Origin of the sequence: Stenotrophomonas maltophilia (assembly GCF_013464915.1) — a bacterium.
GTDB lineage: Bacteria > Pseudomonadota > Gammaproteobacteria > Xanthomonadales > Xanthomonadaceae > Stenotrophomonas > Stenotrophomonas maltophilia_AT.
This window is the reverse complement of record NZ_RAVT01000043.1, coordinates 55,306-65,069: the sequence shown is the minus strand read 5'-3', so window position 1 is coordinate 65,069 and position 9,764 is coordinate 55,306. Positions and strand designations below refer to the sequence as shown.

At 66.7% G+C, this 9,764-nt stretch carries 9 protein-coding genes; 6 read left to right on the top strand and 3 right to left on the bottom strand.

The genetic code is table 11. The annotated features are described in order from the left end of the window. Positions 1-459 precede the first annotated feature (459 nt). Together D7T59_RS15175 and maiA are read left to right on the top strand one after the other, a co-directional pair. Positions 460-1,449: a fumarylacetoacetate hydrolase family protein gene (locus tag D7T59_RS15175; RefSeq protein WP_164137462.1), complete on the top strand. Its 990-nt coding sequence runs from the start codon at positions 460-462 to the stop codon at positions 1,447-1,449. A 14-nt stretch (positions 1,450-1,463) separates the two neighbouring features. Then, entirely contained in the window at positions 1,464-2,147 is a 684-nt protein-coding gene (gene maiA / locus D7T59_RS15170) for a maleylacetoacetate isomerase (RefSeq protein WP_180851345.1), read from the top strand. Between the two features lie 47 nt (positions 2,148-2,194). Here maiA and D7T59_RS15165 read toward each other — a convergent pair whose 3' ends face one another. From D7T59_RS15165 to D7T59_RS15155, 3 genes are all read right to left on the bottom strand, one after another. Continuing rightward, entirely contained in the window at positions 2,195-3,655 is a 1,461-nt protein-coding gene (locus D7T59_RS15165) for a UdgX family uracil-DNA binding protein (RefSeq protein ID WP_180851346.1), read from the bottom strand. Continuing rightward, positions 3,636-4,919: a putative DNA modification/repair radical SAM protein gene (locus D7T59_RS15160; RefSeq protein ID WP_180851347.1), complete on the bottom strand. Its 1,284-nt coding sequence runs from the start codon at positions 4,917-4,919 to the stop codon at positions 3,636-3,638. Before D7T59_RS15160 ends, D7T59_RS15165 begins: the two co-directional genes overlap by 20 nt. A 70-nt stretch (positions 4,920-4,989) precedes the next feature. Further along, a complete protein-coding gene (locus D7T59_RS15155) occupies positions 4,990-6,117 on the bottom strand; it encodes a PilT/PilU family type 4a pilus ATPase (RefSeq protein WP_004141526.1) in 1,128 nt (375 codons plus the stop codon). 121 nt (positions 6,118-6,238) lie between these two features. Here D7T59_RS15155 and D7T59_RS15150 point away from each other — a divergent pair, with 121 nt between their 5' ends. The 4 genes from D7T59_RS15150 (at position 6,239) to D7T59_RS15135 (ending at position 9,717) form a co-directional block, all read left to right on the top strand. Continuing rightward, the gene (locus D7T59_RS15150; protein WP_005407961.1) at positions 6,239-6,604 is read left to right on the top strand and encodes a DUF4398 domain-containing protein; all 366 of its coding nucleotides are present in this window, start codon (positions 6,239-6,241) and stop codon (positions 6,602-6,604) included. Then, positions 6,601-7,485 carry an OmpA family protein gene (locus tag D7T59_RS15145; RefSeq protein WP_005407962.1) on the top strand — a complete coding sequence of 295 codons (885 nt, stop codon included), beginning with the start codon at positions 6,601-6,603 and terminating at the stop codon, positions 7,483-7,485. The genes D7T59_RS15150 and D7T59_RS15145 overlap by 4 nt, the downstream gene beginning before the upstream one ends. A 324-nt stretch (positions 7,486-7,809) precedes the next feature. Continuing rightward, entirely contained in the window at positions 7,810-8,046 is a 237-nt protein-coding gene (locus D7T59_RS15140; protein ID WP_005407964.1) for an HP1242/YdcH family protein, read from the top strand. Positions 8,047-8,346: 300 nt separating this feature from the next. Then, the gene (locus tag D7T59_RS15135; RefSeq protein ID WP_180851348.1) at positions 8,347-9,717 is read left to right on the top strand and encodes a pyridoxal-phosphate dependent enzyme; all 1,371 of its coding nucleotides are present in this window, start codon (positions 8,347-8,349) and stop codon (positions 9,715-9,717) included. Positions 9,718-9,764: the final 47 nt, after the last annotated feature.

The window sequence follows — 9,764 nt, the reverse complement described above, 5'->3', positions numbered from 1 at the left end:
TGGGGGCTTGGCCGCGGCATCCATGCCGCGGACACTCCCGCAACCGGACCCACCCCGCCTTCGACAGTTTTCCGCGATCTGTCAGATCTCATTCGATTTATCTCGATATCTGGTGGATTTCGACGATGAATGACGTGGATGTTCGATCCGTCATCGGGAAATTGTCGGGGGTGGGGCGGTGTGGGTGGGCAGGACCGTTGGCGCCATGGATGGCGCCATCGAGCCCCCAGGGATGGGTTTACGGCGTGTCCTGCCCACCCACACCGCCCCGCCCAACCAGCAGAAAACCAGAGCCGTTTTTGACGTTGCCGTTGCCGTTGCATTGAGCAGGTGCAGGGCTGCAAGCCCTGCCGAACCCCCCACTACGGTAGGGTGGGCCGATGCCGCGCTGCAGCTTGGCGTCGCCGCAGATTTGATTACACTTGAAACTTGTTTGCCCACGACTCCGGACACCCACCCATGAAGCTTGGTTCTTTGAAGGAAGGCGGCCGCGACGGCACCCTGATCGTCGTCTCGCGTGACCTGCGCCACGGCGTGCGCGCCACCGGCATTGCCGCCACCCTGCAGCAGGCCCTGGAGGACTGGAGCCACATCGCACCGCGCCTGAACGCCCTGTACGAATCGCTCAATGCCGGCGACGCCGACGGCGTGTTCGACCTGGATGTGCAGGCACTGGCCGCGCCGATGCCGCGCGCCTATGAGTTCGTCGACGGCAGCGCCTACCTGCCGCACGTCGAACGCGTGCGCCGCGCCCGCGGTGCCGAAGTGCCGGAGAGCTTCTACACCGACCCGCTGATGTACCAGGCCACCAGCGCCGGTTTCCATGGCCCGCGCGATGCGGTCAAGGTGGTCAGCGAGGACTACGGCATCGACCTGGAAGCGGAGATCGTGGTGATCACCGACGACGTGCCGATGGCGGCAACCCCCGAACAGGCGGCGGGCCACATCCAGCTGGTCGGCCTGGTCAACGATGTATCGCTGCGCAACCTGATTCCGGGTGAGCTGGCCAAGGGCTTCGGCTTCCTGCAGTCCAAGCCACGTTCGGCGCTGTCGCCGGTGTTCGTCACCCCCGACGAGCTGGGCGCTGCGTGGCAGGACAGCAAGGTGCACCTGCCGCTGCTGACCCATATCAACGGCCAGTGGTTCGGTGCGCCGGAAGCCGGCGTGGACATGCAGTTCAACTTCGCCCAGCTGGTCGCGCATGCGGCCAAGACCCGCCCGCTGGGCGCCGGCACCATCGTCGGCTCCGGCACCATCGCCAACGAGGACACCAGCAAGGGCGCCTCGTGCTTCGCCGAGCAGCGTGTGGTGGAAACCCTGCGCGACGGCAAGCCGAGCACGCCGTTCATGTCGTTCGGCGACGTGGTCCGCATCGAGATGCTCGATGCCGCCGGCAACAGCATCTTCGGTGCGATCGAGCAGCGCATCGAACAGGCAGCCAAGCCCTGAGCATGGAGGCGGCGATGGATATCCTGGTTGACGACGGCCCGGTCGACGACGGCATCGTGCTGTACACCTACTGGCGATCCAGCGCCGCCTACCGCGTGCGCATCGGCCTGGAGCTGAAGGGCCTGGCCTGGGAGGCCCGGCCGGTGCACCTGGTCCGCGACGGTGGCGAGCAGCACCTTGACGCCTATCGCGCGCTCAATCCGCAGCAGCTGGTGCCGACCCTGCTGCACGATGGGCACACGCTGACCCAGTCATTGGCAATCGTCGAGTACCTGGAAGAGCGCTTCCCGCAGGTGCCGCTGCTGCCGGCCGATGCCGCTGGCCGCGCACGGGTGCGGGCGCTGGCCCAGCTGGTGGCCTGCGATATCCATCCGATCAACAACCTGCGGGTGATGCAGTACCTGGAGCGCGACCTGCAGCTGCCGGCCGACGCCCGCACGCAATGGACCCTGCACTGGATCGCCGAAGGCTTTGCCGCGATGGAAGCGATGCTGGTCAACAGCCGCGACACCGGCACCTTCTGCCACGGTGATCGTCCGGGCCTGGCCGATCTCTGCCTGCTGCCGCAGCTGTACAACGCCCACCGCTTCGGCCTGGATCTGGCGCCGTACCCGACCCTGCGCCGCATCGAGGCGGCCTGCCAGGCGCTGGACACCTTCGAGCGCGCGCGCCCGGAAAACCAGCCCGACGCCGCCTGACCCCAAAAAGGGGACGGAGGGGATTAAGTCGTAAGTGCACATACGACTTAATCCCCTCCGTCCCCTTTTTGCAGCAATCGCGCAAGGTCATCGCGGAACAGCGCATAGGCCTGTTCGCGGCGCGCGCCGTCGCTTTGCCGCAGCACCCATGCCGGATGCACGGTGGCATAGCCGCGGGTGCCGTCCTCGAGGGTGTGCCAGCGTCCGCGGTCACGTGAGAGGTCGAAATCACGACCGAATACCGTGGCTGCCGCTGTCGCGCCGAGGCACACAATCACCTGGGGCCGCACGCGTGCGATCTCACCCATCAGCCAAGGGCGGCAGGCCTGGACGTGGCGGCTTTCCGGACGCTTGTGCAGCCGGATTCTGCCGCGGCGTTCATGGTGGAAGTGCTTGACCGCATTGGTCAGATACAGCGTGGCGCGATCGATTCCCAGCTCAGCCAGTGCGCGGTCCAGCAGCTGGCCAGCCGGGCCGGCGAACGGCTGGCCGCGGAGATCCTCGGTATCACCAGGCTGCTCGCCGACCACCATCACCCGCGCATCGGCCGGCCCTTGGCCGAACACCGTCTGCGTGGCGGTCTCCCACAGCGGGCACTGGCGGCAGGCACTGGCCTGCTGTCGCAGCGTTCGCAGACTGTCGGCATCGGTGGTCGCTGTCACAGCGACCCCACGCATGGGAATCCTGCGCTGGGGTGCCTGCGCGGGGCGATCATGCATTTCCTGCACGCGATCGCCCGCATCGCGGACCAGGCGCGGCAGCAGCTGCGCCTCGGGCAGGTGGCGCCAGTACCTGGCCGGCATCTCCTGCATCATCATCCGGGTATTGAGCCGGGCCGGATTGAAGATGCTGGCGTAATAGGTCTGCCACAGCGCCTCCCGTGCATCCTCGGCCGGGGCGTCCTCGCGCCGTGCGCCCGGCCCGAACGCCAGTGCCTGGCCGTCCCATGCCGCGCGGCGTGACGGTGTCAGGATGGCCCAGCGCATGCCGGCGAAGCGGCGTGCGAAGAACGGCGCCACCCGATCGACGATGTGATGCTGTGGCTCGAACCACGCGATGAACGCCTCGGGCTGGCCGGGGACTTCGCGGAATCGCACGAACGCCTTCATCTTGTGGGTATCGCGCCGAACGGCCTGGGCGAGCGCGGTTGCGCGAAGCACGTCGGCATCGGCGGGATTGGTCAGCACCGAGCGTTCGCCATGGGTGATGCGCCACAGCAGCCGGTACAGCAATGACAGGCGCTGCGGTTCGCTGTGGCAAAGGCAGGTGGCGGCCAGTTCCAGGAAATCGCGCGGCACGCTGGGAGCGCCTGCGTTTGCGGGCACCGGTGCCTGCTGCACCGGCGGCGCATCCAGCAGCGAAGCCTCGCTGCCTTCGAGCCAGTCCAGCTGCTCGGGCCGCACGCCGCGCAGCAGGGCATCACGCGCACCGTCGCGCCAGGCCTGCAGTGACCAGGCCGGGTCGACCCGCTGCGACCAACGCGGCGCGTCAGGCTGCCGGCGGTGCATCGAACAGCGATCCCTGGCGCGGCGGTGGGGCCAGTTGGGCGCGCAGCGCGGCCGGGTCGTCGAGTGCCTTGCGTGGGTGATGGTCGGCCAGCAGCACGAACGGCAGCAGTTTGCTCATCGGCGCCTTCAGGCGGGCGATGTCGGCCACGCGCAGGCGCCCGTGGCGGCGCGCCATCAGCACGCGCTTTGCGTTGCGTACGCCCAGGCCGGGCACCCGCAGCAGCATTTCCTTCGGGGCTCGGTTCAGATCGACCGGGAAGCGTTCGGGGTGGCGGATCGCCCAGGCCATCTTCGGGTCGATGTCCAGATCGAGCATGCCTCCCTGGGTGGTATCGGTGATTTCATCCACGCCATAGCCGTAGAAGCGCAGCAGCCAATCGGCCTGGTAGAGGCGGTGCTCGCGCTGCAGGGGCGGGGGCTGCAGCGGCAGCTGCCGGCTGGCATCGGGAATCGGGCTGAACGCGGAGTAGTAGACCCGGCGCATGCGGTAGTTGCCGTACAGGCTGTCGGCGCTGGTCAGAATCTGCTGGTCACTGGCGCCATCGGCACCCACGATCATCTGCGTGCTCTGCCCTGCGGGCGCGAAACGGGGCGGCTTCGGCCGCGCGCTGCGGGTAACGGCCGGCGCCAGCGCGGGCGCGGCCTTGCGTGCCTCCTGCGCTTCCTCGATGCGCCAGCGCAGCTCACCCATCGCGCCGCGTATCGAATGAACGGTCTTTTCCGGCGCCAGTGTGCTCAGCCCGGCCTCGGTGGGCAGTTCCACATTGATCGACAGGCGGTCGGCATGGCGGCCGGCGCTGGCCAGCAGTTCCGGCGACGCTTCGGGAATGGTCTTGAGGTGGATGTAGCCGGCAAAGCGGTGTTCCTCGCGCAGACGCCGGGCGACCTCCACCATCTGCTCCATCGTGTAGTCCGCATTGCGGATGATGCCGCTGGAGAGGAACAGGCCTTCGATGTAGTTGCGCTTGTAGAAATCCAGGGTCAGCGCGACTACCTCGTCCACGCTGAAACGCGCGCGGGGCACATTGCTGGACACGCGGTTCACGCAGTACGCGCAGTCGTAGACACAGAAGTTGGTCAGCAGGATCTTCAGCAGCGATACGCAGCGGCCATCCGGCGTGTAGCTGTGACAGATGCCCATGCCCTCGGTGCTGCCGATACCACCGCTGGCACGCGAATCGCGCTTGCCCGAGCCGCTGGAGGCGCAGGAGGCATCGTACTTGGCGGCATCGGCCAGAATGGCCAGCTTGCGGATGGTTTCCATTGCGGAAACCTACGGACCAGCGGTCTCATTGGATGAGACCGCCCCTTAATCCTTCAGGATTCCGCCGGGCTCAGAACCCGTGGGTGATGCTGGGTGCGCCAGCAGAGAAATCCGCGTAGGGGTCATGCTCGCCGCTGCTGCCTTCAGACAGGCGGAACTTCAGCGCCAGGCCGTCGCGCGAGTCGGCGGCGCGCAGCGCTTCCTCCTGCTCGATGGTGCCGGCCTTGGCCAGCCGGAACAGGCACTGGTCGAAACTCTCCATGCCTTCTTCCAGCGATGCTTCCATCGCCGCCTTGATCTCGTGCACCTGGCCGCGGCGCAGCAGGTCGCGGATCATCGGCGTGTTGAGCAGCACTTCGGTGGCCGGCAGGCGACGGCCTTCCTTGTTCTTCACCAGGCGCTGGCTGATCACCGCACGCAGGTTCAGCGCCAGGTTCATCAGCACGTTCTTGTGCGCGCTTTCCGGGAAGAAATTGAGGATGCGCTCGATGGTCTGGTCGGCGTTGTTGGAGTGCAGGGTGGCCAGGCACAGGTGGCCGGTTTCGGCGAAGGCGATGGCCGCCTCCATCGTCTCCGCGTCCAGGATCTCGCCGATCAGGATCACGTCCGGCGCTTCACGCATCGCGTTCTTCAGCGCGTTGTGGAAGGCATGGGTGTCCAGCCCGACCTCGCGCTGGTTGACGATCGACATCTTGTGCTTGTGCAGGTACTCGATCGGGTCCTCGATGGTGAGGATGTGGCCGGTGGTGGTGCTGTTGCGGTGGTCGATCATCGATGCCAGCGAGGTGGACTTGCCCGAGCCGGTGGACCCCACCACCAGCACCAGCCCACGCGGGGTCATGATGACGTCCTTCAGCACCTGCGGCAGGTTCAGCTCTTCGATGCTCGGAATCCGGCTGCGGATCGCACGGATGACCATGCCGACTTCGCCGCGCTGCTTGAACACATTGACGCGGAAGCGACCGGCATCGGGCAGGGCGATGGCCATGTTCAGTTCCAGCTCGCGCTCGAACTGCGGCACCTGGCCTTCGTCCATCAGCGAGTAGGCGATTTTCTTGACCATGCCCGGCGGCAGGCCGGTATTGCCCAGCGGATAGAGCTTCCCCTCGATCTTGATGTAGACCGGTGCCCCGGTGGTCAGAAACATGTCCGAAGCGTTCTTTTCGGTCATCAGCTTCAGGAAGTAGCCGATATCCATTGCGAATTTTCCCCAACGAAACGGCCGACGCCCGTTGCCAGCACGGTGTCGGCTTGACGACAATGGCCGTGAACCGACAACCGGTACGGCCTCCCCAATGAAACGACCTAGCTTCGCACGAATGCGCCACAGCCTGTATGTGATGGCGTTTGCATTCGCACTGTCTGCCCCCGCCTGGGCGCAGGATGGCGCGATGGAACTGGCCCAGGCCCGGCAGGCGGTCGACAAGGCCACCCAGGCCGATGCCGACCAGTACGCCCCGGACCTGATCGGGCTGGCCCGGCAGGGGCTGGAGCAGGCCCAGCGCGCCGCCGGCGACCGCCGCGAGCGCAAGAACGCCCCGGCAATGGCCCTGCGTGCCGCCGCCGATGCCGACCTGGCCCGCGTGCGCAGCGAGGAAGCCACCGTGACCGCCCAGCTGCAGCTGCGCCGCAACGAGGTCAACCAGCTGCAACGCCAGCTGTCGACCGGGGAGGATCGCCGGTGAAGCCGATGACTGCCGCAACCCTGGCCGCGCTGCTGGCGCTGCCGACCCTGGCCGTGGCCGCCGACAACCCGATGGTGGCGCAGCTGAGCCAGCGCCTGATGGCCATCCAGGCCAACCCGGACACCGCTGAGCTGGGCGCCTTCGAGCGCATGCAGGCCCAGCAGGCCATCGCCACCCTGGACAAGGCCAAGCGCCGCGACCAGGAGCTGGCCACCTACCTGGCCGAGCGCCGGGTGGAGATCGCCGAGACGGCCGTGCGTACCGCGCTGGCTGCCCGCGAGGTCGACCGCCTGGAACGGACCCGCAGCGACCTGCTGATCGAGGCCAGCCGCCGCGACGCCGCGCGTGCCCGCCAGGAAGCCGAACAGCTGCGCATGCAGGCACAGATGCAGGCCGAGGAGGCTGAACGCCTGCGCCAGGCCGCCGAGGCCGAGACCCTGGCCCGCCAGGACGCCGAGAACGCCCTGACCAGCGTGGCCGGCAAGCAGCAGCAGCGTCTGAGCGCGGCCCAGCAGAACGCCGCCAAGCTGGCCCGCGAGGAAGCCGAGCTGGTGTCCGGGCAGAAGCTGCCGGGTTCGAAGTTCGATGGCCGCGGCGAGGTCTTCACCTTCCGTGGCGATGCGTTTGCCGCCGGCGCCTCCAGCCTGTCCGGCGGAGCCCGCAACCAGGCCAAGGCGTTGGCCGAATACCTGAACATCGGCAAGAAGGGCCGCCTGCGCATCGAGGCCTACGACAGTGCCAACGGCGTAGGCCAGAAGCGTGCCGAGGCCCTGCGTGACGCGCTGGTTGCTGCGGGTGTCGCGAGCAACCGGATCCAGCTGGCCGGCAAGAAGGCGGCGTCCACCCAGGCACGTTCGGCCGAGGTCATCATCGCCCCGTAATTGCTTGATATCGTTTGTTTTTCGTTGTGTTGAGCATTCAGCCTGAACCCCGCCCCGGCGGGGTTCGGTCTTTTTGACGCAGGGGTCTTGTACCCCGCCTTGAGCAGGCGTAGGGTCAATCGTCCGGGACGCAATGCCGCGGACCGGACGATGGGAGGGCCGGGCCGATGCAAGCAGGGCGCGAACCGCAGCAGATCGACGTGCGCAGGCCAGTGCCGCAGGTCGTTGCAGGCGTCCAGGTGGCCATCGACCGGCGCTCCTCCATGAACAACGCCCCGTGCCTTGCGGCCGGGGCGTTCGTGTATCTGTCGAAGGAGGTCCATCATGTTTGAAGATCAGCCCCAGAGCGAGATCGACGCACGTCGCGCGCGTGATCCGGAGTTCAGGGCACTCCATGACCAGCACCGCAAGTTGAACAAGAAGTGCATGGACGCGGAGTTGGGTGTACTCCCGATCGATGATGTCACCCTGGGTCGCATGAAGCGCGAGAAGCTGCTGGCCAAGCAACGACTTCTGCGAATGTACGAAACACCGCTCCCAACGACGTCCCCCACGCTTTGACGCACCCCGTCACGCCCGGAACGGCGTGACCCGGCCATCGATGGCCCCGCCGGGCGCTCCTGCCCCGGCATCGCGGCACCGCCGATGAGGCGGCCGCGCCAAGGCACCACAGGCGGTGGTGCCTTGGCCTGCAGGCAAAACTCACCGATGCGGGCGGTACCGGTCTCCTCGTCGATCCGGGGCCGTCCGCATCTCTTTTTGCGGGCGTGCGGCCCGTCTCCGCGCCGACCTGACATTCATCGCCATCCGACGGATAATCACCGGTCCGGCCCTCTGCGGCGCGAACCGAAAGTCCTCCGAATGCCCATTCATTCTTCCGTCCTCGAACTCATCGGCCAGACCCCGATCGTCAAGGCCCAGCGCCTGGACACCGGCGTCTGCGAGCTCTACCTGAAGCTCGAAAGCGCCAACCCGGGCGGATCGATCAAGGATCGCATCGGCCTGTCGATGATCGAGGCGGCGGAGCGGCGCGGTGACCTGAAGCCGGGTGCGACCCTGGTGGAAGGTACCGCCGGCAACACCGGCCTGGGCCTGGCCCTGGTCGCGCAGCAGAAGGGCTACAAGCTGATCCTGGTCGTTCCCGACAAGATGAGCCGCGAGAAGATCTTCAACCTGAAGGCGATGGGTGCCGAAGTACGCCTGACCCGCTCGGACGTGGCCAAGGGCCATCCGGAGTACTACCAGGACCTGGCCAAGACCATCGCCGAGCAGACCCCGGGCGCCTACTTCATCAACCAGTTCGGCAACCCGGACAACCCGGCCGCGCATGAATTCGGTACCGGCCCGGAAATCCTGGAGCAGATGGGCGGCGATCTGGACGCCATCGTGTTCGGCTGCGGCAGCTCCGGCACCATGACCGGCCTGTCGCGCGCCTTCGCCAAGCTGTCGCCGAAGACCGAACTGGTGCTGGCCGATCCGGTCGGTTCGATCCTGGCCGAGTACATCAACGACGGCAATCTGAACGACAAGTCGGGCAGCTGGCTGGTGGAAGGCATCGGCGAGGACTTCCTGCCGTCGATCTCCGACTTCAGCCGCGTCAAGAAGGCCTATGCCATCAGCGACGCCGAGAGCTTCCATACCGCGCGCGAACTGCTGGGCAAGGAAGGCATCCTCGGTGGCTCGTCCACCGGCACCCTGCTGGCCGCCGGCCTGAAGTACTGCAAGGAGCAGACCACCCCGAAGAAAGTGCTGGTGCTGGTGCCGGATACCGGCAACAAGTACCTGTCGAAGATGTACAACGACTACTGGATGCTGGACAACGGCTTCCTGCAGCGCCCGCAGCACGGCGACCTGCGCGACCTGATCCTGCGTCCGTACGGCCAGCGCGACACTGTCGTGATCGGACCGAACGACCTGCTGACCACCGCCTACCAGCGCATGAAGCTGTACGACGTGTCGCAGCTGCCGGTGATGGACGGTGACCAGCTGGTCGGCATCGTCGACGAAAGCGACGTGCTGCTGCATGTCTATGGCGATGAAGCGCGCTTCCGCGACACCGTCGCCACCGCGATGGTCAGCAAGCTGGACCGGCTGGACGTGAAGTCGCCGATCGAGGCGCTGCTACCGGTGTTCGACCGTGGCCAGGTGGCGATCGTGATGGACGGCAATGCCTTCCTTGGCCTGATCACCCGTATCGACCTGCTGAACTACCTGCGCCGTCGCGTGCAGTAAGCCGCCGATCACAGACGTTCGCTGCTGAATCCTGGTTTATCCGCGTC